Raw genomic sequence first — 23,073 nt, 5'->3', positions numbered from 1 at the left:
GTTTTGAGGATATGATAAAAATTGCGATATTAGGTTCCACAGGTTCCATCGGCACCCAGACCTTGGATGTGGTGGAGAGAAATGAAGACCTGCAGGTGGTGGGGATCGCCGCAGGCAGTAATATTGATTTGCTGGAAGAACAGATCCGGCGTTTCCATCCCAGGCTGGCGGCTGTGGGTGATGAAAAAAAGGCCGCTGAACTGAAGACCAGGGTTGCGGATACGGACTGCAGGGTAGCCGGTGGAATGGAAGGACTTCTGATGCTGGCTGCCATGCCGGAATCGGATATCCTTGTCACAGCCATTGTGGGCATGATCGGGATCCGGCCCACCGTGGAAGGCATCCGTGCGGGAAAGGACATTGCCCTTGCCAATAAGGAGACACTGGTAACTGCAGGGCATATCATCATGCCCCTTGCAAAAGAATACGGCGTGCGGATCCTGCCGGTGGACAGTGAGCACAGTGCCATCTTCCAGGCTCTGTGCGGGGAGGAGCCCTCCAGGATCCATAAGCTGCTTATAACGGCCTCGGGCGGGCCGTTCCGTGGAAAGAAGCGGGAGGAACTGACCCATATCAGGGTGGAGGATGCGCTGAAGCATCCAAACTGGGCTATGGGGCAGAAGATCACCATTGACTCCGCAACTTTGGTGAACAAAGGGCTTGAGGTCATGGAGGCAAAGTGGCTGTTCCATATGGATCTGGAGCAGATACAGGTAGTGGTGCAGCCTCAGAGCGTGATCCATTCCATGGTGGAATTCGTGGACGGGGGCATCATTGCCCAGCTTGGGACTCCGGATATGCGGCTTCCCATTCAGTATGCCCTGTACGGCGGCAGGAGACGTTTTCTGCCCGGCGAGCGCCTGGATTTTGCAAAACTTGGCTCCATCACATTTGAGGAGCCGGATATGGATACCTTTAAAGGGCTGCCGCTGGCAATGGAGGCATCCGGAAGGGGCGGTTCCATGCCCACAGTATTTAATGCTGCCAATGAGAAGGCAGTAGGTATGTTTTTGAACAGAAAAATCGGTTTCCTGGATATTTATGCAATAATTGAAGAAGCTATGGAAAGACATAAAGTGATTGAGAATCCGGACGTAGATGAGATTACAGGCATCGAACAGGAGACTTACAGATGGATTGAAGGCAGGTGGTAGATTGAGTTTTTCCGGAATTATTAATATTTTGATCGCAGTCATAATCTTTTCCCTGATCGTCATTTTTCATGAGCTGGGACATTTTCTGCTGGCAAAGAGGAACGGCATTGCAGTGACAGAATTCTCTCTGGGCATGGGGCCGAGGATCATATCCACGGAGAAAGGCGGCACCAGGTATTCCCTGAAGTTGTTCCCCATCGGTGGTTCCTGCCTGATGGTGGGAGAAGATGATGATGACAACAGCGCAGGGTCATTCAACAATGCCTCTGTGTGGGCCAGGATTTCCGTGGTGGCGGCAGGTCCTGTGTTTAACTTTATTATGGCATTTGTCTGTGCTATGATCATTACCAGCGTGGTGGGATACGACCCTGCAAAGGTGACCGCGGTGCAGGAAGGGTCCGCAGCTGAAGCGGCAGGCCTTCAGGAAGGGGACCTGATCACAGAATTCAATGGAAAACATATTTCCATTGGCAGGGATCTGAGTCTTTACCAGACGCTGCACGGGTATCAGGATAAAAACATTGATATGAAAGTTAAGCGGGATGGGGAGACCATAGACATTTCCTTTACTGCTGACAGTATAGAGAAGAAAATGCTGGGATTCACTTACAGCAGCGAAGGACCTGCACAGATCATGGAAATCTATATTGACAGTCCTATGATGAAAGCCGGGCTTCAGGCCGGAGATGTGATCACAGCCATTGGTGGCACCCAGATAGCTGACGGAGAAGCGCTTCAGGCTTATATGGAGGAACATCCGCTGACCGGCGAGGAGATCACCCTGACGGTGGATCGCAACGGCAAGGAACGGGAAGTTACGGCAGAGCCTCAGATGCGTACCGTTGTCAGCAGCGGGTTTGACTATAATTTATACAGAGAAAAGACAGGATTTTTAGGAGTGCTCAGATACAGCGCCGTGGAAGTCCGCTACTGGATCTCCAGTACGGTGCAGAGCCTGGGGCTTCTCATCAAGGGCACCTTTTCCGTGAACGATCTGTCCGGTCCCGTGGGAATCGTGGATGCCATCGGAGATTCTGTCCAGGAGGCAAAATCGGAGGGCTCTGTCATAGTGGGTATGCAGATGCTCTACTGGGTGATCCTTCTGTCAGCCAACTTAGGCGTTATGAACCTGCTGCCCATACCGGCGCTGGACGGAGGACGTCTGGTGTTCCTACTCATAGAGGCCATACGGGGCAAAGAGGTGAACAGGAATGTGGAGGGCATGATACATTTTGCAGGGTTTGTACTGCTGATGCTGCTCATGGTGTTTGTCCTGTTTAATGATATCAAAAGGCTGTAAAATGCCGGAATGCAGAAACTACACCGCTGGTTTCTGTCAACAAGAATAAAAAAATCCGGAAGGATGGGGTACAAAATAATGTGTACCCGGTCTTTCCGGACTTTTTTATTTTGGGGCAGATAGCCTGTAGCTTTACACCAGCTCTGCTATTCTTGTGACACCAACATAGATTTCCTGTATTTTGTACCAGGTCGGATAATCCACGATGCCGGTGACAGGCAGGTTGAAGATCCGCTGAAAATCCCTGACAGCCCGCTGTGTCCCTTCTCCGTAAATGCCGTCTACGGTTACGGCGGGGAGTGCCGGGTATCCCTGACGGATGGCATTGAGCTGCTCCTGAAGCTGTTCGACTTTGTCCCCCGAAGCACCGATATCCAGATTATACCCGGGCCAGGAGATGGGAATGCCGGAAATCTCCTCCGCGGTATTGATGTACATGTTGTCGCCGTAGAAGTTCCGCAGAATCTCGATGGCGGTGTAGCCCTGGTCGCCCAGGTATTTAGAACCCCACTGTGTCATCCAGTTCGGACAGGTCACCCGCTGCCCGTCGCAGTACTGTGTCAGAATGGGCTGCCGGACCCCGGGTCTTGAGAGATAATTGGAGAACAGTTCATCCACTACCAGGGAGATGCTGTCAAAGATGTTTCTGCCGTTCATCCACTTGTGGTCAAAGGCAGTGGAGGAGGTGATGGTAAAATCATAGCCTTTGTTCCGGTACCATTCTGTATAGACACGGTTCAGGGTAAAGGACATGATCGCCAGCACATTGGCCCGGATGGTCTCTATGGGCCATGTGGCATAGATCTCACTGGATGCCACATTTTTGATGTAATCCCGGTAACGCACATAAAAGTTCTCGGCGGTGGGGTCTGTGGGGGCGCCGTCATGGACCACTACAAACTCCGGCACGACCACGCGGCTCAGAACGATCTCCCCGGATTCATCCATGGGTTTGATCTCATCCTCCGGTATCTTCTCCGGGTATATGCCAAAGAGGGTATGGGCAGGAATGACAATGTTTTGGAAGGTGTTCTGCGGCGTCTGGGCCTGGAGCCTTGCAGTCTGCAGCGCAGTCACCTCCGGCAGGATTTCCGCACCGGAGATATCAAGGGGCTCAAATCCCTGGGCTTTGATGCGGAATGTATATTCTGCGTAAGGCTGATACTCGGAAGGTTCCATGCTGTATTCCAGGGGCGGGGCAGGAAGTGTGATCTCCGGTGTCTGCCCGTTGGCGTCTGTCTTCAGCTCCTCGATGACAGAGGAGGGGTCTCCCGTATAGGTAATGTCTATGGTGGCATTTTCAATGGGCGTGTTTCTGATGGAGGAGAGCACAGAAATCCGCAGGCGGCCTTCATCCGGGTGGTCCGTCTGCATGGCTTTTATGGGATCATAATTCATAGGTAAAACCTCATGGCAGTTCGTTGGTTTAGGATATGCAGGAAATAGAAAAATGTGACAGAATGATTGACAGAAGCATTCCTTTGTGCTAAGATTCCACATAACATATATGGCTTTACAGACGGGAGGACAGAGTATCATGAAAAAGATGCAGCGTATTGGTTATGGTATCGCATTCATTTTTTGTGTACTGTGTCTCTTTTTCCTTTTTTCACAGAGGCAGGAAAACGCAGGCGCGGGAAACGGATTTTCACACCTGCCCGGTCAGGCCGCTATCACACAGGCAGGCCATGCGGAACAGCTTGTGAATTTCCAGAAGGAAGAAACACGCTCACGTCTCTGTGTCAGTAAGAGTAAGGAAGAAGGAAATGATTTTCTCGGGCCTCTTCCTTTTTTTGCTGTTCTTTTTTCCTGTGCCCTTGTTTTTCTGTTTTCAGGAGAGACAAAGGCCGCACTCTATGCCTTTTCCAGGCGCAGTTTCTTACTGAACGACCACCCCATAAAATTAATTTCCATTGTCCAATACAAGGACGGAAAAAAGAGATTTTCCCCTTTTATATGATTCTATAAAACATGAAACAGAAAGCAGGGAAATCATGAAAAATAAAAAAACACATATTTGGATAGCACTGGGAACCATTGCTGTCTTTCTTTTCATTGCCTTTTTTGGCTGTGGAAGTGATATTAAGGGAATTCGGCATATGAGGTTCGGCATTGATATCAAAGGCGGTGTGGAGGCTGTGTTCGAGCCTGTGGGAATCACCAAAAAGCCTACTGCAAAAGAACTGGAATCTGCCAGAAATATTATTGAGGAGCGGCTGGATTCCAGAAATATACTTGACCGGGAGGTAACCATAGAGAAACAGGAGGGCAGGATCCTTGTCAGGTTCCCCTGGAAATCCGATGAAAAGGATTTTAACCCGGAAGAGGCCATTGCGGAGCTGGGAGAGACGGCAAAGCTGACATTTCAGGATGAAGAACACAAGGTGCTGGTGGAGGGACAGGACGTTGCCAGCAGCTCTGTGGTGCAGAACAGAGATACAAGGGCGTATGAGGTAGAACTTCATTTTGATAAGAGCGGCACAGAGAAATTTGCCGGCGCCACAGAAGAGAATCTGGGAAAACATATCGGTATCTATATGGATGACACGCTGATCTCCAACCCTGTAGTCCAGCAGAAGATAGAGGGAGGGGAGGCGGTCATCAACGGTATGGCGTCCAGGGAGGAGGCCCAGGCGCTCTCCGACAAAATAAATGCCGGTTCCCTTCCTTTTTCCATGAAGACCAGCAACTACAATACCATCAGCCCATCTCTGGGAAGCCAGGCGTTAAAATCCATGGTGGCTGCCGCAGTGACAGCCATGATCCTGGTATGCCTGTTCATGGGCCTTTACTATAAGCTGCCAGGGGTGCTGAGCTGTATTACACTGCTGTTCCAGATGGCACTGCAGGTACTGGCGATCTCTATTCCCCAGTATACTATAACACTGCCCGGTATTGCAGGGCTGATCCTCTCCGCAGGTATGGCTGTGGACGCCAATATCATCATAAGTGAGCGTATCAGCGAGGAACTGATGCATGGTTCATCGGTAAAAGCTGCAGTCAAGGCAGGATACCAGAGAGCCTTTTCCTCTGTGCTGGACGGAAACATCACTACAGCAGCCGTGGCAGTCATCCTCATGCTGTTCGGATCGGGAACTATGCTGAGTTTTGGATATACGCTGTTTACCGGTGTGGTGATCAATCTATTTGCAGGTGTGTGGATGTCCAGGACCATGCTCACCTCTGTGGTACAGTATGAGTTTTTTAAACGCCCGTCCATGTTTCGCAGGAAAAGAGAAAAGAAAATCCTGGATTTTTCCGGAAAGCGGAGATGGATCTTTCTCTTTACAGCCTGTGTGCTCGTGTCCGGTGCCATACTGAGTGCGGCAAACGGCATGAAGCTGGATACACAGTTTACCGGAGGCGTGATCCTGAAATATACATGCACAGGAGATGCGGATACGGAAAAACTCAAGGAGAGTGTGGAAGCTGTGTTAAAACGGCCCGCCAATATCCAGATTACAGAAGACCCGGCAAGCGGGCAGCAGAAGCTGGCAGTGACCCTGGCAGGCAACAAGGGCCTTTCACCCCAGGAACAGCAGGAGGTGGCAAAGGCACTGGATGAAGAGGGAGGACAGGAATATACGCTGTCTGAGACTTACGCGGTGGAGCCTTATATCGGTGCCAAAGCTCTGAAAAATTCCGTGCTTGCCATTGTACTTTCTGCCCTGTTTATCGTCATATATATAAGGATACGGTTTTCCTCCATGTCAGGGCTTGCGGCAGGGATTTCCGCTGTGGCAGCACTGCTGCATGATATTCTGATCGTGGTGTTTGTATTCGGTGTCTGCAGGATCCCGGTCAATGATGCCTTTGTGGCGGTGACGCTTACCATTATCGGGTATTCCATTAACGATACCATTGTCCTCTATGACAGGATCAGGGAGAACCAGAAGAAAAAAGGAAAAGGAGAGACACTGGCGAAATTGGTAGACAGGAGCATCACGGAGACGCTGGGGCGTTCTGTCAATACGGCCCTTACGGTTGTGGCCTGTGTATTTATCATTTTTCTGTTTTCCGTATTTTACCACATAGAATCCATTCAGGTATTTTCCCTCCCGCTTCTGGCAGGGATGATCAGCGGATGTTACTCTTCCGTGTGTATTGCAGGCCCTCTTTGGGTGTGCTGGGAAGAGCATAAACAGAGTAAGAAGAAATAGAGGGAAAGGGTGTTTTGAGATGAAAGAAGCACTAAGAGAGACAGAGATACCCTTCAGTGCAGGCGCAGTCCTGATCTCTGTAGGCGTGGTTTACGGGGATATCGGAACCTCGCCCATGTATGTGATGAAATCTATCATAGCAGGAAACGGCGGAATTGCCCAAACGGGGGAGAATGTCATATATGGTGCGCTCTCCCTGGTCATATGGACCATTATCCTGCTGACAACAGTCAAATATGTGCTGATTGCCATGCGGGCGGACAATCACAATGAGGGCGGTATTTTTGCTCTGTTCAGCCTGGTGAAAAAATGCGGGAAATGGCTTGTGTTCCCGGCCATGATTGGAGGGGCGGCTTTGCTGGCAGACGGTATCCTGACACCTGCAGTGACCGTCACCACAGCCATTGAAGGCCTCAGAAGCATTCCGGGGGTCTATGCAGTGCTGGGTAATGATCAGGATAAGATCGTGGTCATCACCCTTGTGATCATCAGTGGGTTATTTCTGGTGCAGAAGGCAGGGACCAGTTCCATAGGAAAGGCATTTGGTCCGGTCATGACGCTGTGGTTTCTCTTTCTGGCAGCAGCCGGATGCTTTCACATTTTGGGAAATCCGGGAATCATACAGGCATTGAATCCATTGTGGGCCATCAGGATCCTGATAAGTCCTGATAACCGCATGGGGTTTATGATCCTGGGAAGTGTGTTTTTGGCAACCACAGGGGCGGAAGCTCTGTATTCGGATATGGGGCATGTGGGCAGACAGAATATTTACGCAAGCTGGCCTTTCGTGAAGATATGCCTGATCCTCAATTATCTGGGGCAGGGGGCCTGGCTGCTCTCCAACCGCAGCAGCAAAAGCCTGGCGGATATGCCGGATATGAATCCGTTTTTCGAGATGCTGCCTGAGGAAATACGGCCTGCAGGGGTAGTGCTGGGAACGATTGCAGCTATCATAGCCTCACAGGCGCTGGTGACGGGTTCTTTTACCCTTGTCTCAGAGGCCAGCAGGCTGGATTTGATGCCGCATATGCAGATCGTGTATCCATCCATGATCAAGGGGCAGATCTTTATTCCGTTGGTCAATCTGGTACTGTGGATCTCCTGTTCTCTGCTGGTGCTCTATTTCAGGACCAGTGCCCATATGGAGGCAGCATATGGTCTGGCCATAACGCTTACCATGCTGATGACCACGCTGCTTTTGTTTATCTATCTGAATAAGATCAGGAAGAAATATTGGCTTTCCTGGCTGTTTCTGGTGTTTTTCGGAGGACTGGAGGGAACCTTTTTCCTGTCCAGCCTGAGTAAATTCCAAAGGGGCGGTTATGTGGCGCTGTTTATCGCTGCTGTCCTCTTTGGAATCATGGTGGTGTGGTACCGTGGAACCGCCATAGAAAACTCGCAGGCAGTGTATCTGAAGGTGCGGGATTTTGTAGGCCAGATGGGAAGGCTGAAGGAGGATACCGGTATCCCCATCCAGACAGATAATCTTGTGTATATCACAAAAGAGACACGTGTGGAGGAGTTAGACCGGGATATCCTGTATTCCGTTCTGGACCGCCCGAAGCGGGCAAGAGCCTATTGGTTCATCAATATCCAGGTCACGGATCAGCCCTATACCAGGGAATATACTGTGGAGAATTTTGGCACGGATTATATATTTAAGATCCAGCTCCGCCTGGGATTTAAGGTGGACCAGAGGATCAATGTGTATCTGCGGCAGATTGTGGAGGAGCTTATTGACAGCAATGAACTTCCATCCCAGGAGCCGAAATATTCTATCTACGGGTCCGGGGAGGTGGGGAGCTTCCAGTTCTGCCTGATCCGGAAACTGCTCATACCGGAAAGCGATATCACCCCTGCCGGGCGGGCCGCGGTCTCGCTGAAATATGCCATACGCCGTGTGGCCGGCTCCTCCGCCAGATGGTACGGCCTGGAGAATTCCGCTCTGATACTGGAGTATGTCCCGCTCTTCATTAAGATGAAAAATCTCCGTCCTCTCAGGCGGGTTTGAACGGTAAAACGCCGTCGAAAGTGTGCAAACTGTAAAATTGTGCAGAAATGATGAAAATAGTCATAAATAAGGTATGGATAAGCACTTGATTTTTCTACAAAATAGTAGAAAAGGAGTGAAGGACATGAGCGAAGATATAAATGCACAATTAATGGAACTGGGGCTTAACATAGCCTATTACAGAAAGCTAAAGGGAATCACACAGGCACAGCTTGCGCAGATGGTAGGCATAAGCAGAACGCATATCAGCAATATTGAAGCACCAAAGATGCCCACACAAATTTCTGTGGAAACACTGCTGAAAGTGGCAGAGGCACTGGAGATCAAGACGTGGAAACTGTTTGCTTTCCGCAGTGATATAAATCTGCAGTAAAGGGTACGGAAAAAATGATTATTTTCTTGTTGAAAAATACCATTAGAAGCGCTAAAATAGGAAGCAGATAAGAGACAGAAAGGACAAAGAATATATGAAACGTTCAGAAATCAATGCAGCGCTGAAAGAGATGGAGGAGATGGTCAATAAGTGCTGTTTTAAGCTTCCGCCATTCTGCCATTTTACACCGGAAGACTGGAAGGAAAAGGGTTCCGAGTACGACGAGATCCGCGACAATATGCTGGGATGGGATATTACGGATTACGGCCTGGGCAGATTTGACGAGGTGGGATTTTCCCTCATAACCCTGAGAAACGGCAACCTGAAGATGGACAAGTATACAAAGACCTATGCAGAGAAGCTGCTGTACATAAAAGAGGGACAGATGGCCCCCATGCACTTCCACTGGAACAAGATGGAGGATATTATAAACAGAGGAGGGGGCAATGTCCTGATCCGTGTATATAACTCCACTGAGGACGGTCAGTTTGCGGACACAGACGTGACGGTAAACTGTGACGGCAGGGAATTTACAGTGCCTGCAGGTACTCAGGTGAAGCTGCAGCCGGGTGAGAGCATAACGGTTTATCCGTATATGTATCATGATTTTGAGCTGGAGCCAGGCACAGGCCCTGTGCTTTTAGGTGAAGTTTCCATGTGCAATGACGATGAAAATGATAACCGTTTTTATGAGCCGATCGGAAGATTTCCGGAGATAGAGGAGGACGAGGCACCGTACCGTCTGCTCTGTACAGAATATCCGAAGGCAGAATAAAGCTCGAGGAGAATTGAGACAAAGAGCTGTCAGGCCAGAGAGAGGGATTCTTTCTGGCTGGACAGCTTTTGTTCGTGATAACCCCTGATATACAGACTGCCGGCACCCGGGGAAGTGCCGGTGAGAGAAAAATGGAGGATTTTTACATATGGCAAAATATATGATGGCACTGGATGCAGGAACCACAAGCAACCGCTGTATTCTTTTTAATGAGAAGGGCGAGATGGTCAGTGTGGCCCAGAAGGAATTCACCCAGTATTTTCCGAAACCGGGCTGGGTGGAGCACGATGCCAATGAGATCTGGTCCACCCAGCTAGGCGTGGCTGTGGAGGCTATGCAGAAGGTTGGCGTGGAGGCTAAGGACATTGCAGGCATTGGCATCACAAACCAGAGAGAGACAGCCATTGTCTGGGATAAACATACAGGTGAGCCGGTTTATCATGCCATTGTGTGGCAGTGCAGGCGTACTTCCGAGTATTGCGACTCCCTGAAGGATAAGGGGCTTACAGAGGTGTTCAGAGCCAAGACAGGACTGATCATTGACGCTTACTTTTCCGGCACCAAGGTAAAATGGATCCTGGACCATGTGGAGGGAGCAAGAGAGAGGGCAGAAAAAGGGGAACTGCTTTTTGGTACGGTGGAGACCTGGCTGATCTGGAAGATGACAAAGGGCGCGGTACATGTAACGGACTACTCCAATGCCTCCAGGACCCTCCTCTATAATATCAACAAGCTGGAGTGGGATGAGGAGATCCTGAAAGAGCTGGGGATTCCCAGGTGTATGCTGCCTGAGGTGAAGCCTTCAAGCTGTGTCTACGGCATGGCGGATGCCAGCTTTTTCGGCGGAGAGATTCCCATTGCCGGCGCGGCCGGGGACCAGCAGTCCGCACTGTTCGGACAGACCTGTTTTTCGGAGGGAGAGGCAAAGAATACATACGGGACAGGATGTTTTCTCCTTATGAATACAGGGGAGAAGCCGGTATTTTCAAAAAATGGCTTGGTGACCACCATTGCATGGGGGCTGGACGGCAAAGTGAATTATGCGCTGGAAGGCTCTGTGTTCGTAGCCGGAGCAGCTATCCAGTGGCTTCGGGATGAACTCCGTATTATTGACAGTGCGGAGGATTCCGAATACATGGCAAAAAAGGTGAAGGATACCCATGGCTGTTATGTAGTACCTGCATTTACAGGTTTGGGAGCGCCCTACTGGGACCAGTATGCGAGAGGTATCATTGTGGGTCTTACCAGGGGAGTGAACAAATATCATATTATCCGTGCAACGCTGGAGTCTCTGGCTTATCAGGTGCATGATGTGGTGCGGGCCATGGAAGCGGATTCCGGCATTCCTCTTGCTTCTTTGAAGGTGGACGGCGGGGCCAGCGCCAACAATTTCCTTATGCAGACCCAGGCCGATATGGTGCAGGTTCCGGTAAAGAGGCCTCAGTGTGTGGAAACCACTGCCATGGGCGCGGCATATCTGGCAGGACTGGCGGTTGGGTACTGGAAGGATAAAAATGAGATCGTGAAAAACTGGGAGATTGAGAGGACCTTTCATCCGGTTATCTCCATGGAAGAGCGGAATAAGAAAATGAAGGGCTGGGAGAGAGCCGTGAAATGTTCTTACGGATGGGCAAAAGAAGACGGTATAACAGATTGAAAAACAGGCAGAAGTCCCCGGGTGACGGGGATTTTTGCTGTAATATAAGAAGACCGTAATGGTGAGAGGAATACAGCGCTGCGGCGTACTGATATCATGAAAGTTAGAGAAAGTGAAGGAAAATGCAGGATGAAAAGAGAGATCATGAAGAAAACGGGCAGTATACAGCAGATAGCCTATGTGAGAAAGGTGACTTTTGAGGAAGGGGCAGCAGCAGGCCTCAGGGCTTATGAGGTGAAGGCCGGGGAACTGGCCTTTACTGTGGCGATTGACAAATGTCTGGATATTGTGGAGATGACGTATAAAGGGGTTAACCTGAATTTTCTCAGTAAACCGGGTCTCATGAACCGGCAGAGGTTTGACAGCAGCGGGTTTGAGGCACAGAAGAGTATTATGGGCGGCATGTTTTTTACCTGCGGTACCAGCAATGTGGGAAAACCGGACCTGACGCCGGATGCACCGCTTCCCATGCACGGCTATCTGCGCTCAACACCGGCAGAGCATGTGTGTGCGGACGCTTTTTGGGATGGGGATGTATACCGCATCGTGATCTCCGGGGAAATGCGCCAGGCGGCCCTGTTTGGGGAGAATATTGTACTGAGAAGGACGATTTCAGCGGAGCTTGGAAGCAGTGAGATCAAGATACATGATGAATATGTGAATGAAGGATTCGGGGATGAGCCGTTTATGCTTCTGTACCATTGCAATGTGGGGTATCCTCTGCTGGATGAGGGGAGTGTGATTGAAGTACCCGCATTGGAAACCGTGCTGAAAGGGGAGACGGAAAAGACAGAACTTCCATGGAACCGTGTGGGAGCGCCGGTGGATCTGCTTCCGGAACAGGTGTTTTACCATAAGATCCGGTTTGATGAAAATGGCAGGGCATGTGTAAAGGTGAAGAATCCCAAATTGGGAATGGGAATCTGCGTGGAATTTCCGGAGAAGGAACTGCCGAATTTTACCCAGTGGAAGTCCATGGCATCAGGAGACTTCGTTGTGGGGCTGGAACCTTGTAACTGCCATGTGGACGGCCAGAAATGGGAAGAGGAGAATGGTACGCTTCGCAGGATTGGAGCGGGGGAGAGGAGATGTGTGGATTTGGTGCTTCGTGTGGAGGGCTGATGTAATAGGGGATGCACAGACGTGGAGAAAGATGAAGGGAAAGAAGGGACTATTATAATGCGGGAAGATGCCGGGAATGGATGTTATGATGGAGGGAGGAGCAGGGAGGACATGTTCGGAGAATGCCATGCGCATATCTTCATGGACGGGGTGAACTATAGAGAAGCTGTGCAGAGGCATCTGCACGGCGTGGATGATCGTGTGATCCGGCGTCATTTTAAAATGTACCGGGAGAAAGGGATCACATTTGTAAGGGACGGAGGAGATGACCTGGGAGTCTCAGAGAGGGCCAGGGAGATTGCCGGGGAGTATGGGATTGATTACCGGACGCCGATTTTTGCAATTCACAGAAAAGGCTGTTACGGCGGGATCGTGGGTAAGGCGTACGAGAATATGAAAGAGTATGCAGAGCTTGTAAGAGAAGTTAAGGCCCATAAAGGGGATTTTATTAAGATCATGACAACGGGCATCATGGATTTCGATACAGACGGGGGAATCACAGGGGAAGCGCTGCCGTATGCGGAAGTAAAGGAGATGGTGCATATTGCCCATGAAGAGGGGTTTGCAGTCATGTGCCATACGAACGGTGCCGGACCTGTGGCAGATCTGGTGAGAGCAGGTGCCGACAGCGTTGAGCATGGGAATTATGTATCAGAGGAGACACTTTTGATGATGGCCGAGTCGGATATTGTCTGGGTACCTACGATTACCGTGGTGGCAAATATGTTTGGGTGCGGCAGATTTTCAGATGAACTGCTGCATAGGATTTACGAATCGGGAAAAAAGAACATCAGGAGGGCATTAGACCTTGGAGTGCACATGGCTTTGGGCAGTGACGCGGGAGCTTATCTGGTCCCCCATGGACAGGGACTGCTGGATGAATGGAGATGTTTTCAGGAGTGCGCGGAGGATGAAGATGTCTTAAAAGCACGTATTTTTGAGGGAGAGGAAAAAATTAGAAAAAAATTCAGATTTTTTTAGGAAAAGGTATTGACGAATACAAAATTTGGTGATATACTTTCACTTGTCGTTCGGAAGTGATAACAAAGAGCGACAGAGAAAAGCGGGAGTGCTGGAACTGGCAGACAGGCTAGACTAAGGATCTAGTGGTCGCAAGATCGTGTGGGTTCAAGTCCCATCTCCCGCATTTTGGATGCCCTGTATCTGAGAAGATACAGGGCTTTTTCTGTACAGAAATAAAATGCTGTTAATGTGGAAGGCACCGGTACTCCGAAGGGGTATACCCCGTATGTTTCTTGAAGGTAATGCAGAAGCTGTTCTCACTTTGGAATCCGCAGGCATACCCCACGTCTTTAACAGTCCTGTCTGTAGTCTTCAGGTAATAGACTGCCTGCTGAAGGCGTATGGAGGTCAGGTAGCTGTGGGGCGTCATGCCGGTCTCCTTTTTGAAGCATCGGATAAAGTAAGATAAGTTCAGGGAAACGTGGCCGGCAAGCTCCTCCATAGTCAGGTTGGAGGAAAACTTTTGCTGCATATAGGAGATGGCACGTTCGCTCACCGTATTGCCGGCGGAGGCTAACAGTGTGTAATCGGGCATATCCAGAAGGAAAGAGAGCATATCCGTAATGTATTTGGAGAGCCAGATTTCATTATAAGGCACATGCATAGCAAAAATATCCAGCATATGCTGCAGAGGCCTCAAAACCTGCAGGGCCTGGCTTTTGGGCAGAGAGAAGACAAACCCGTTCTGTTTTATGACCCATTGATAATAGCTTTTTGCGGAGATGCCGTCAAAGTGGATCCACTGGATTTCCCAGGTGGAATTTGTCCCATAGATATGGGGCTGATAACAGTCAATACAGCAGAAATCACCTTCTTTCAGGCGGAATTGTTTTCCGGAGTATGTGAGATAACCGGAACCGGTCCTGACATAGAGCAGAAGAAAGCTGTCGTAGCTTGAACGCTCCACATGGTAAGTGGAATCACAGAAAAAATGCCCCAGACAGATGGGATATAAAAATTCCCGGCGGATCAAAGCGGTGGGTGTACAGAAATAAATCCTGGATTCGGGAAGAGGTGTTGGATTTGATGTTTCCATAAGGTTTGCCTCCTGAGGTTTTCTTTTACTATAAAGATATAGAATTCATACGCGGTAGTCAATGAGAAAGGATATAATTTAGTCAATTTTTTTATATATAATGTCAATTCACTGTAATGAAAAACCCTTCTGTATCGGTTATGATATAGAAAACGGATTAACACTTAGAAGTCAATAACAGAGAGTAAAGGAGAATATTTATGGAATACGGGATCAGCAATGAGGATAAGCGGATATTACGTGAAGTGGCAGAAAAACATAAAGAATTTGCATCACAGGAGAGAAATACGGTCCTGAAAGAAAAATGGTACAAGCACAATGCACTTCAGGGGGAGATACCCATGGTGGTACTGGAGTCATGGGGATTTAACAATGAGGTGATCGTCCCAAGACTGAAATGTACCGGGGATTTTGCAAGAAAAGTTGAGTTTGATCTGTATCAGGATTTTGTGGGTCAGGAACTGTTTGAGGATGACAGAGTGACACCGGATTGTTTTGAAATGAATTATGACACGGAGTTCAAGCTGTACGGGCTGGATATGAAGAAAGAGTTTGCCACGGGAAAAGAGGAGGAGGACTGCGCAGGCATCAGTGTGCGCTTTCTGCCGGTGATTGAGGATTTGGAAGATGATCTTGAAAAAATAGGGCCAAGTGTGTTTTCCGTGGACCTGGAAAGCAGCAGAAAGAAACTGGAGGCTGTAACAGAGGCAATCGGTGATATCCTGCCGGTGAGAAGGAAAATGGACTGTCTCTACAGCGTACCTACCCAGATGCTCATCCATCTGATGGGTATGGAAAATATGATGCTGAATATTGCCCAGTACCCGGAGCTTTTCAAAAAAATCATGGACCAGGCGGCTGATGATACCCTGGCCTATTATGATCTGTTGGAGGAAAAGGGGGTAATCCTTCCCACCACGGAATATGAAAGTGTTGGTCAGGGAACCTTTGCTTTCAACAGGGAACTGCCCGGTCAGGAAACCCTGAAGGAAAGAAAGCTGACCCGCAGGGATGTTTGGGGATACATGGACTCCCAGGAAACACTTAGCATTTCTCCGAAGATGTTTGAAGAGATCATTTTCCCCTGCTATGAGAAGATCGGTTCCCAGTTCGGCCTGCTCTCCTATGGATGCTGTGAGCCGGTTGACAAGGTGTGGGACAGCTGCATCAGCAAGTTTAAAAATCTGAGGAAGGTTTCAATCTCTCCCTGGTGTGACGAAGAGTTCATGGGAGAACGGCTGAGGGGCAGTAATGTGATCTACCATAGAAAACCGGCTGCCACTTTCCTGGGTATCAGCGGCAAAGAGCTGGATGAGGAGGCATTTAGGGCTTATATCAGGAAAAGCCTCCATGCTGCAAGAGGATGTAAGATGGAGATCACCCAGAGGGATATCTATACCATTGACAGAAATATAGAGAAAGCCCGCCGCTACATACAGATCATCAGGGAAGAGATTGAGGATCACTGGAAATAAAAAAAGTATCAATGGAATACGTGGAGGAAGCGTCTGTGCAGTTAAAATGCATGGGCGCTTTTTTAGTCTATTATTTTTATCCACTTTCGTGTATAATATCTTAGACGGTTTCAGCATACAGAAGAAAAAACCGCCAGGAGGAAAAAATATGCTTACGATCGGATGTCATTTATCCTCAGCCAAAGGTTATGAGGCAATGGGGAAAGAAGCAGTTAAAATACAGGCCAATACCTTTCAGTTTTTTACCAGGAACCCCAGAGGAGGGAAAGCAAAAGAGATCAGCCCGGAGGATGTGGAGAAGTTTTTAAAGCTTGGGGAGGAGCAGGGGTTCCCCTGTATTCTGGCCCATGCGCCCTATACGTTAAACGGCTGTTCCGCGGATGCGGGTATCAGGGAATTTGCCACAAATACCATGGCGGATGATTTAAGACGCATGGAGTATACACCGGGAAACTGTTATAACTTTCATCCGGGCAGCCATGTGAAGCAGGGGGTGGAAACAGGGATCTCCTACATTGCAGACATGTTGAATAAGATCCTGACAGAGGAACAGAATACCACAGTGCTTCTGGAGACCATGGCCGGAAAAGGCAGTGAGGTAGGCAGGACTTTTGAGGAACTGCGGGAAATCCTTGACCGGACAGAGCTTTCCCATAAGATGGGTGTCTGCCTGGACACCTGCCATGTATATGACGGTGGCTATGATATTGTGAATGACCTGGATGGGGTCCTGACAGAATTTGACCGGGTGATCGGCCTTGACAGACTGAAAGCCATACATTTAAATGACAGCATATTCGGGCTTGGCAGCCACAAGGACAGACATGCAAAAATAGGGGAGGGTCAGATCGGGTTTGAGGCCATAAAGCGCATCATCAACCATCCGAAACTCAGGAACCTGCCATTTTATCTGGAAACTCCTAATGACTTAGAGGGATACGCCAAAGAGATCGCTATGCTGAAAGAAGCCTATATGGAGTAGAATTACGGGAAGTATGCATTAATTTCCCGGCAGAGGAAAAAGATTGACTGCTCTGCCGGGAAATTTTTGCTGTTTATGAGGGAATGTGCGGGGAAAGAAAAAAAATGTGAAATTTTTGCCGGAGAAAAAGGAAATGCCTGTTTTATGCGTAATAATGTATATGAGAATGTTTTTTATACTGGCTTTGCTTTTGAAGAGAGAAGGTGAGCTGCCGAATGAATATCCGTGAGGAAATGGAACAAAGGGAGATGGAACTTTTAAGCCCTTACGCTGCCCACAGCAGGGACAGCAGGGGCAGGGACCGTTATGAGGAGGAGTGCGATATCCGGACGGTCTATCAGCGGGACCGGGACAGGATCCTGCACTGCAAGTCCTTTCGGAGGCTGAAGGATAAGACCCAGGTCTTTCTGGCGCCCCAGGGGGACCATTACAGGAACCGTCTGACCCACACCCTGGAGGTTTCCCAGACTGCCAGGACCATTGCGAAGGCTTTAAGGCTCAATGATGATCTGGTGGAGGCCATTGCGCTGGGACACGATTTGGGGCATACCCCCTTTGGCCATGCTGGGGAGAGAGCGCTTGACAGAGTGTGCCCCCTGGGATTTGCCCATTACCGGCAGAGCATCCGGGTGGTGGAATGTCTGGAGAAGAACGGTGCGGGACTGAATCTTACCTGGGAGGTGCGGGACGGAATCCTGAATCACAGAACCAGCGGTTCCCCCCATACCCTGGAGGGACAGATCGTACGGCTCTGTGATAAGATTTCCTATATCCATCACGATATGGATGACGCCCAGAGAGCAGGGGTTATCACGGAAGATGACATTCCCATCACCCTGCGGCTTTTGCTGGGTGAGAACACAAAAGAACGGCTCAACACCTTTATTCATGATATTGTGGACAACAGCAGAGGGAAAGATGCGATACACATGTCCCCTGAGATTGAGGAGGGACTGCGTGACCTTCGGGACATTATGTTCCGGAATGTCTATCTGAATCCCGTTGCGAAAGAGGAAGAGGAAAAGGCAGAGAACCTTGTGGAAGCCCTGTACGGCTATTACAGCACCAAACCGGACAAAATGTCTGAGGAGTACAAACGGCTGCTTAAGGACGGCGAGGAGATGAACCGGGTTGTCTGTGACTATATTTCCGGTATGACGGACCAGTATTCCATGGAAAAATTCAGGGATATTTTTGTTCCGAAAGGATGGAGTGTTTACTAGATGTTTTATTCCGATGACATAATTGAAGAAGTCCGCATGAAAAATGACATTGTGGATGTCATTTCCGGTTATGTGCGGCTGCAGAAAAAGGGCAGCTCCTACTTTGGCCTGTGCCCTTTCCACAATGAAAAATCACCGTCCTTCTCCGTAAGCCCCGGCAAGCAGATGTATTACTGCTTCGGGTGCGGAGCAGGAGGAAATGTGTTTACTTTTATCATGGAGTATGAGAATTTTACCTTTATAGAAGCTGTGAAATACCTGGCTGAGCGGGCCGGGGTGAAACTTCCGGAAGGGGAATACTCCAAAGAACAGAGGGCTGCCGCGGACTTAAAGACAGTTCTTCTGGAGGTAAACAAAAAAGCTGCCGCCTACTATTATTATCTCCTGAAGCAGGAAGGAGGCAGGCAGGCTTACGAGTATCTGAAGAACAGGGAATTGTCAGACGATACCATCAAGGGTTTCGGCCTGGGCTATTCCAGCAAATATTCAGACAGCCTGTACCGGTATCTGAAGGGAAAAGGCTATTCGGATACCATTTTGAAAGAATCCGGGCTTTTTTCCGCGGATGAGAGATATGGCATGCACGACAAGTTCTGGAACCGTGTCATGTTTCCCATTATGGATGTGAATAACCGGGTGATCGGTTTCGGCGGGCGTGTTATGGGCGATGCAAAACCCAAGTATCTGAACTCGCCGGAGACGAAAATTTTTGACAAGAGCCGCAACCTTTACGGCCTGAACATTGCCAGAAAGTCCAGAAAGAATTACCTGATCATCTGCGAGGGATATATGGATGTCATTTCCATGCACCAGGCGGGATTTACCAATGCGGTGGCTTCCCTTGGGACAGCCCTCACAAGCGGACATGCCAGCCTTATGAGCCGCTACACAAAGGAAGTACTGCTGACCTATGACAGTGATGAGGCAGGGCAGAAGGCAGCCCTTCGGGGGATCCCCATTCTCCGGGAGGCAGGCATCAAGCCCAGGGTGGTAAATCTGGCGCCTTACAAGGACCCGGATGAGTTCATCAAGGCAGAGGGTCAGGAGGCATTTGAGAAGCGGCTTTCTGAGGCTATGAATTATTTTTTGTTTGAGGTCCAGGTCATGGAACGGCAGTATAATCTGGCGGACCCGGAGGACAAAACAGAGTTTTACAGGGCGATCGCAAAAAAACTGCTGGAATTTCCTGAGGAACTTGAGCGTAACAATTACATGGAGAGTATTTCCAGGAACTATCAGATTCGTTATGAAGATCTGCGGCGCATGGTGAATAACCTGGCCCTATCGGGTACAGCCATCTCGGCAAAGCCCAAACAGCCTGTAAAAGAGCGGAGACGGGAGAAAAAGGAGGACGGCAGGGATGCTTCCCAGAAGCTGATGCTGACCTGGCTCACTTCCTATCCGAAGATGTTTGACACCATAGAGGGGTATATAAGCCCTGATGATTTTACTACGCCCCTGTTTCGGCAGGTGGCAGAGCTTTTATTTGAACAGCACGAACAAGGAAAGGTCAATCCGGCTAAGCTTTTGAACCGGTTCACTGACAGCGAAGAACAAAAGGAAGTTACATCCTTATTTCACGCAACCCTGCATCTGGAAAATGACCAGGAGCGCATGCGCGCTCTCAAGGAAACCGTCTGCAGGATGAAACGGGACAGCATTGCGCATCAGAGTCAGACTCTGGCGCCGACGGACATTGCAGGCCTGCAGAGACTTGTGGAGGCAAAAAAACATCTGGAAGAAATTGAAAGTGGAAAGGTAACACTGCATATTTCTTTTGATTGAGGCAAAGATATAACTAAGTAATGAGAGGATGGAACATTTTATGGAAATGAACATGGCGAAATTCAGCGAGAAACTGCAGGAACTGGTGGAGCTGGGAAAGAAAAAGAAAAATGTCCTGGAATACCAGGAGATCAATGACCATTTCAAGGAAATGCCCCTGGACCCTGACGCCCTGGACAAAGTATTTGACTATCTGGAATCCTGCGGTATTGATGTGCTGCGCATTCCGGAAAGTGACGAGGACGTTTTTATAATCAGCGATGATGACGGCATCAATCTGGACGAAGAGGAAGAAGTGGATGTGGAGAATATCGACCTTTCCGTTCCGGAGGGCATCAGCATCGAGGACCCTGTCCGTATGTATCTAAAAGAGATCGGCAAGGTGCCCCTTCTGTCCGCAGAGGAGGAGATAGAACTGGCAAAACGTATGGAAGAGGGAGATGAGGCAGCCAAGAAACGTCTGGCAGAGGCCAACCTGCGTTTGGTTGTCAGCATCGCCAAGCGTTATGTGGGACGTGGTATGTTGTTTCTCGATCTGATCCAGGAGGGAAATCTGGGTCTGATCAAGGCTGTGGAAAAATTCGACTACAGAAAAGGTTACAAATTCTCCACATACGCTACCTGGTGGATCCGCCAGGCCATAACAAGGGCCATTGCAGACCAGGCACGTACCATCCGTATCCCTGTGCATATGGTGGAGACCATCAATAAGCTGATCCGTGTGTCACGCCAGCTTCTGCAGGAGCTGGGCAGGGAGCCGCAGCCGGAGGAGATTGCAGAGAAGATGGATATGTCAGTGGACAGAGTCCGTGAGATCCTGAAAATATCCCAGGAACCGGTATCTCTTGAGACACCCATCGGTGAGGAGGAAGACAGCCATCTGGGAGATTTTATCCAGGATGACAATGTGCCGGTTCCCGCAGATGCGGCTGCCTTCACACTTTTAAAAGAACAGCTTGTGGAAGTGTTAAATACATTGACAGACAGGGAGCAGAAGGTCCTCAGGCTGCGTTTTGGCCTGGATGACGGAAGAGCCAGGACCTTGGAAGAAGTGGGCAAAGAATTTAATGTGACCAGGGAGCGTATCCGCCAGATCGAGGCCAAAGCACTGCGTAAGCTCCGCCACCCCAGCCGCAGCCGTAAATTAAAGGATTATCTGGATTAAGGATGAGCAGTATGAAGAATGTGCAGCTTTCGGACAGGCTTCGCGCTGTGGCATCCCTGGTGACACCCGGCAGCAGGATCGCGGATGTAGGGTGTGACCACGGTTATATTCCCATTTATCTGTATCTGGAAGGAAGGATACCGGGAGCCATTGCCATGGATGTGAACCGGGGTCCTCTTCTTCGGGCAGAGGAACATATCAGGGAATACGGGCTGGGGAACTACATAGAAACCCGCCTCTCTGATGGTGTAAAAGCTTTATCCCGCGGGGAGGCGGATACGGTTATCATAGCCGGCATGGGCGGCCCGCTCATGGAGAAGATCCTCACTGAGGGAAGCCATGTGCTGGAGACTGTATCAGAGCTGATTCTCCAGCCCCAGTCTGAGATTGGCCGTTTCCGGCATTTTCTGCTGGAACATGGGTACAGGATCACAGCGGAGGATATGGTCTTTGAAGACGGAAAGTATTATCCGATGATGAAAGCTGTCAGGGGCGGGCAGAGTTACACGGAAGAGATTGAGTATCTCTACGGCAGCGGCCTTCTGGACAGCAGAAATCCGGTTCTGAAACAGTTTTTGTTAAAGGAACGATCCTCCGTGGAAAAAATCATGGAACATCTTAAGGCTGCAGATACCAGGACAGGCAGCCGGCGGCTTTTGGAACTGGAACAGGAGCTTATCCATATCCGAAAAGCGTTGGAGTATTATAAAGAATAACAGCCCGTATGAAAGTGCGGCAGATATGCAGCCCATGGCGAAGGGATTTTTTATGGCCGTATGCTTGTAAACGTTCCTATTCACAGCCCTGCAAAAAACGCAGTTCTGTAAACAGTAACACGCTCCGCGATGCACAGATATGGAGCATTCTGCCCCATATCGCGCTGGCTGCCTCGGGATTTTCATGCGCAAGCGCATAAAAACACCTCGCGGGATAGCCGCCGTGAATAGTAACTTGTAAACGTTCCAATATCTGAAATGTTGCAAAACAGGAGACAAGCAATATGAAATGTAAAGAGATAATAGAAATTCTGGAACAGAAATATGCACCCTCTTTTGCTGAGAGCTGGGACAATGTAGGTCTTCTGGCCGGGGATCGGGAGCGGGAAGTGAAAAAAATCTTCCTGGCTCTTGATGTGACGGATGAGACCTTGCAGGCAGCCATTGATTTTGGGGCGGATCTGATGATCACCCACCACCCGCTGATCTTTTCAGGCATGAAACGGGTGGTGGCGGAGGATTTTATCGGCCGCAGGATCATGGGCCTGATTGGAAATCAGATCAGCTATTACGCCATGCACACAAATTTTGATATTCTGGGTATGGCGGATATGAGCGCGGATTTCCTTGAGCTTTCAAAGCGTGAAGTGCTGGAAGTAACCTTTGAGGACGGACAAAGGCAGGAGGGGATCGGAAGGATCGGTTCTCTGCCCCGGGAAATGACACTGCGGGAGTGCGCTCTCTTTGTAAAAGCGCAGTTTCAGCTTCCACATGTAACCGTATACGGCAGTCTGGACGTTGGTGTGAACCGTGCCGCTGTCTGCACAGGCTCCGGAAAGAGCCTGATGAAGGAAGTGCTTAAAAAGAAGGCACAGGTATATATAACAGGGGATGTGGATTACCACACAGCCATTGACGCGGTGGCCCAGGGGGTAAGCATCATTGATGCGGGACACTATGGGACTGAATATATTTTTATGGAATATATGAGGCAGGAGCTTGCCGAAAAGCTGCCCGGACTGGAAGTGGGCAGGATGGAGATCCTGCATCCTTGTACCGTTCTGTAACGGTGAAGGTATCAATCAGATACAGAGGCAGAATAATTGCCCTGTAACG

The 23,073-nt window shown here is 49.4% G+C and carries 19 protein-coding genes and 1 tRNA gene; 18 read left to right on the top strand and 2 right to left on the bottom strand.

Features of this window, described 5'->3' with window-relative positions; all coding sequences use genetic code 11:
* Positions 1-11 precede the first annotated feature (11 nt).
* Both dxr and rseP read left to right on the top strand, forming a co-directional pair.
* The gene (dxr, locus tag C6P39_RS25990; protein ID WP_104805678.1) at positions 12-1,154 is read left to right on the top strand and encodes a 1-deoxy-D-xylulose-5-phosphate reductoisomerase; all 1,143 of its coding nucleotides are present in this window, start codon (positions 12-14) and stop codon (positions 1,152-1,154) included.
* Position 1,155: 1 nt separating this feature from the next.
* On the top strand, positions 1,156-2,454 hold the full coding sequence (rseP, locus tag C6P39_RS25985) for an RIP metalloprotease RseP (protein ID WP_095172616.1): 1,299 nt from the start codon (positions 1,156-1,158) through the stop codon (positions 2,452-2,454).
* Positions 2,455-2,586: 132 nt separating this feature from the next.
* Here the strand turns inward: rseP and C6P39_RS25980 are convergent, their stop codons facing one another.
* The gene (locus C6P39_RS25980; protein ID WP_095172617.1) at positions 2,587-3,852 is read right to left on the bottom strand and encodes a peptidoglycan-binding domain-containing protein; all 1,266 of its coding nucleotides are present in this window, start codon (positions 3,850-3,852) and stop codon (positions 2,587-2,589) included.
* Positions 3,853-3,991: 139 nt separating this feature from the next.
* On the opposite strand from C6P39_RS25980, the gene C6P39_RS25975 reads away from it, so the two are divergent.
* The 9 genes from C6P39_RS25975 (at position 3,992) to C6P39_RS25935 (ending at position 13,699) form a co-directional block, all read left to right on the top strand.
* Complete coding sequence (locus C6P39_RS25975; RefSeq protein WP_104805677.1) at positions 3,992-4,414, top strand: hypothetical protein; 423 nt, start codon at positions 3,992-3,994, stop codon at positions 4,412-4,414.
* A 34-nt stretch (positions 4,415-4,448) separates the two neighbouring features.
* The gene (secF, locus tag C6P39_RS25970; RefSeq protein WP_104805676.1) at positions 4,449-6,614 is read left to right on the top strand and encodes a protein translocase subunit SecF; all 2,166 of its coding nucleotides are present in this window, start codon (positions 4,449-4,451) and stop codon (positions 6,612-6,614) included.
* A gap of 19 nt (positions 6,615-6,633) precedes the next feature.
* A complete protein-coding gene (locus C6P39_RS25965; RefSeq protein WP_104805675.1) occupies positions 6,634-8,625 on the top strand; it encodes a KUP/HAK/KT family potassium transporter in 1,992 nt (663 codons plus the stop codon).
* Between the two features lie 124 nt (positions 8,626-8,749).
* Complete coding sequence (locus tag C6P39_RS25960; RefSeq protein ID WP_065541340.1) at positions 8,750-8,998, top strand: helix-turn-helix domain-containing protein; 249 nt, start codon at positions 8,750-8,752, stop codon at positions 8,996-8,998.
* Positions 8,999-9,092: 94 nt separating this feature from the next.
* Positions 9,093-9,773 carry a D-lyxose/D-mannose family sugar isomerase gene (locus C6P39_RS25955; RefSeq protein ID WP_065541341.1) on the top strand — a complete coding sequence of 227 codons (681 nt, stop codon included), beginning with the start codon at positions 9,093-9,095 and terminating at the stop codon, positions 9,771-9,773.
* 148 nt (positions 9,774-9,921) lie between these two features.
* Positions 9,922-11,430: a glycerol kinase GlpK gene (gene glpK, locus C6P39_RS25950; RefSeq protein WP_095172622.1), complete on the top strand. Its 1,509-nt coding sequence runs from the start codon at positions 9,922-9,924 to the stop codon at positions 11,428-11,430.
* A gap of 129 nt (positions 11,431-11,559) precedes the next feature.
* A complete protein-coding gene (locus C6P39_RS25945) occupies positions 11,560-12,552 on the top strand; it encodes an aldose 1-epimerase family protein (protein ID WP_104805674.1) in 993 nt (330 codons plus the stop codon).
* A 21-nt stretch (positions 12,553-12,573) separates the two neighbouring features.
* On the top strand, positions 12,574-13,533 hold the full coding sequence (locus C6P39_RS25940; RefSeq protein ID WP_330407131.1) for an amidohydrolase family protein: 960 nt from the start codon (positions 12,574-12,576) through the stop codon (positions 13,531-13,533).
* An 82-nt stretch (positions 13,534-13,615) separates the two neighbouring features.
* Positions 13,616-13,699 (top strand) — tRNA-Leu (locus C6P39_RS25935).
* 60 nt (positions 13,700-13,759) lie between these two features.
* Here the strand turns inward: C6P39_RS25935 and C6P39_RS25930 are convergent.
* Positions 13,760-14,611 (bottom strand): helix-turn-helix domain-containing protein, encoded by an 852-nt coding sequence (locus tag C6P39_RS25930; RefSeq protein ID WP_104805673.1) that lies wholly within the window; start codon positions 14,609-14,611, stop codon positions 13,760-13,762.
* A gap of 200 nt (positions 14,612-14,811) precedes the next feature.
* On the opposite strand from C6P39_RS25930, the gene C6P39_RS25925 reads away from it, so the two are divergent.
* The 7 genes from C6P39_RS25925 (at position 14,812) to C6P39_RS25895 (ending at position 23,024) form a co-directional block, all read left to right on the top strand.
* Positions 14,812-16,086 (top strand): uroporphyrinogen decarboxylase/cobalamine-independent methonine synthase family protein, encoded by a 1,275-nt coding sequence (locus C6P39_RS25925; protein WP_104805672.1) that lies wholly within the window; start codon positions 14,812-14,814, stop codon positions 16,084-16,086.
* A gap of 148 nt (positions 16,087-16,234) precedes the next feature.
* Positions 16,235-17,068 carry a deoxyribonuclease IV gene (locus tag C6P39_RS25920; protein WP_104805671.1) on the top strand — a complete coding sequence of 278 codons (834 nt, stop codon included), beginning with the start codon at positions 16,235-16,237 and terminating at the stop codon, positions 17,066-17,068.
* A 215-nt stretch (positions 17,069-17,283) separates the two neighbouring features.
* The gene (locus C6P39_RS25915; protein WP_104805670.1) at positions 17,284-18,291 is read left to right on the top strand and encodes a deoxyguanosinetriphosphate triphosphohydrolase; all 1,008 of its coding nucleotides are present in this window, start codon (positions 17,284-17,286) and stop codon (positions 18,289-18,291) included.
* Entirely contained in the window at positions 18,292-20,076 is a 1,785-nt protein-coding gene (gene dnaG, locus C6P39_RS25910; protein WP_104805669.1) for a DNA primase, read from the top strand. It abuts the gene before it with no gap.
* 40 nt (positions 20,077-20,116) lie between these two features.
* Positions 20,117-21,241, top strand: coding sequence for an RNA polymerase sigma factor RpoD (gene rpoD, locus C6P39_RS25905; RefSeq protein ID WP_095172634.1), 1,125 nt, complete (start codon positions 20,117-20,119; stop codon positions 21,239-21,241).
* 11 nt (positions 21,242-21,252) lie between these two features.
* Positions 21,253-21,957, top strand: coding sequence for a tRNA (adenine(22)-N(1))-methyltransferase (locus tag C6P39_RS25900; RefSeq protein WP_207657153.1), 705 nt, complete (start codon positions 21,253-21,255; stop codon positions 21,955-21,957).
* 284 nt (positions 21,958-22,241) lie between these two features.
* Positions 22,242-23,024 carry a Nif3-like dinuclear metal center hexameric protein gene (locus C6P39_RS25895; protein WP_104805668.1) on the top strand — a complete coding sequence of 261 codons (783 nt, stop codon included), beginning with the start codon at positions 22,242-22,244 and terminating at the stop codon, positions 23,022-23,024.
* Positions 23,025-23,073 lie beyond the last annotated feature (49 nt).

Source organism: Blautia marasmi, assembly GCF_900258535.1.
In the GTDB taxonomy this organism is placed as follows: domain Bacteria; phylum Bacillota; class Clostridia; order Lachnospirales; family Lachnospiraceae; genus Blautia; species Blautia hominis.
This window is presented reverse-complemented; position numbering and strand designations above follow the sequence as displayed.

What these genes read in the sequence shown, in the direction of transcription:
- dxr (WP_104805678.1), top strand. Translation starts at nt 12, where the DNA reads ATGATAAAAATTGCGATATTAGGTTCCACAGGTTCCATCGGCACCCAG.
- C6P39_RS25980 (WP_095172617.1), bottom strand. Translation starts at nt 3,852, where the DNA reads ATGAATTATGATCCCATAAAAGCCATGCAGACGGACCACCCGGATGAA.
- C6P39_RS25975 (WP_104805677.1), top strand. Translation starts at nt 3,992, where the DNA reads ATGAAAAAGATGCAGCGTATTGGTTATGGTATCGCATTCATTTTTTGT.
- secF (WP_104805676.1), top strand. Translation starts at nt 4,449, where the DNA reads ATGAAAAATAAAAAAACACATATTTGGATAGCACTGGGAACCATTGCT.
- C6P39_RS25965 (WP_104805675.1), top strand. Translation starts at nt 6,634, where the DNA reads ATGAAAGAAGCACTAAGAGAGACAGAGATACCCTTCAGTGCAGGCGCA.
- C6P39_RS25960 (WP_065541340.1), top strand. Translation starts at nt 8,750, where the DNA reads ATGAGCGAAGATATAAATGCACAATTAATGGAACTGGGGCTTAACATA.
- C6P39_RS25955 (WP_065541341.1), top strand. Translation starts at nt 9,093, where the DNA reads ATGAAACGTTCAGAAATCAATGCAGCGCTGAAAGAGATGGAGGAGATG.
- glpK (WP_095172622.1), top strand. Translation starts at nt 9,922, where the DNA reads ATGGCAAAATATATGATGGCACTGGATGCAGGAACCACAAGCAACCGC.
- C6P39_RS25945 (WP_104805674.1), top strand. Translation starts at nt 11,560, where the DNA reads ATGAAAAGAGAGATCATGAAGAAAACGGGCAGTATACAGCAGATAGCC.
- C6P39_RS25930 (WP_104805673.1), bottom strand. Translation starts at nt 14,611, where the DNA reads ATGGAAACATCAAATCCAACACCTCTTCCCGAATCCAGGATTTATTTC.
- C6P39_RS25925 (WP_104805672.1), top strand. Translation starts at nt 14,812, where the DNA reads ATGGAATACGGGATCAGCAATGAGGATAAGCGGATATTACGTGAAGTG.
- C6P39_RS25920 (WP_104805671.1), top strand. Translation starts at nt 16,235, where the DNA reads ATGCTTACGATCGGATGTCATTTATCCTCAGCCAAAGGTTATGAGGCA.
- C6P39_RS25915 (WP_104805670.1), top strand. Translation starts at nt 17,284, where the DNA reads ATGAATATCCGTGAGGAAATGGAACAAAGGGAGATGGAACTTTTAAGC.
- dnaG (WP_104805669.1), top strand. Translation starts at nt 18,292, where the DNA reads ATGTTTTATTCCGATGACATAATTGAAGAAGTCCGCATGAAAAATGAC.
- rpoD (WP_095172634.1), top strand. Translation starts at nt 20,117, where the DNA reads ATGGAAATGAACATGGCGAAATTCAGCGAGAAACTGCAGGAACTGGTG.
- C6P39_RS25900 (WP_207657153.1), top strand. Translation starts at nt 21,253, where the DNA reads ATGAAGAATGTGCAGCTTTCGGACAGGCTTCGCGCTGTGGCATCCCTG.
- C6P39_RS25895 (WP_104805668.1), top strand. Translation starts at nt 22,242, where the DNA reads ATGAAATGTAAAGAGATAATAGAAATTCTGGAACAGAAATATGCACCC.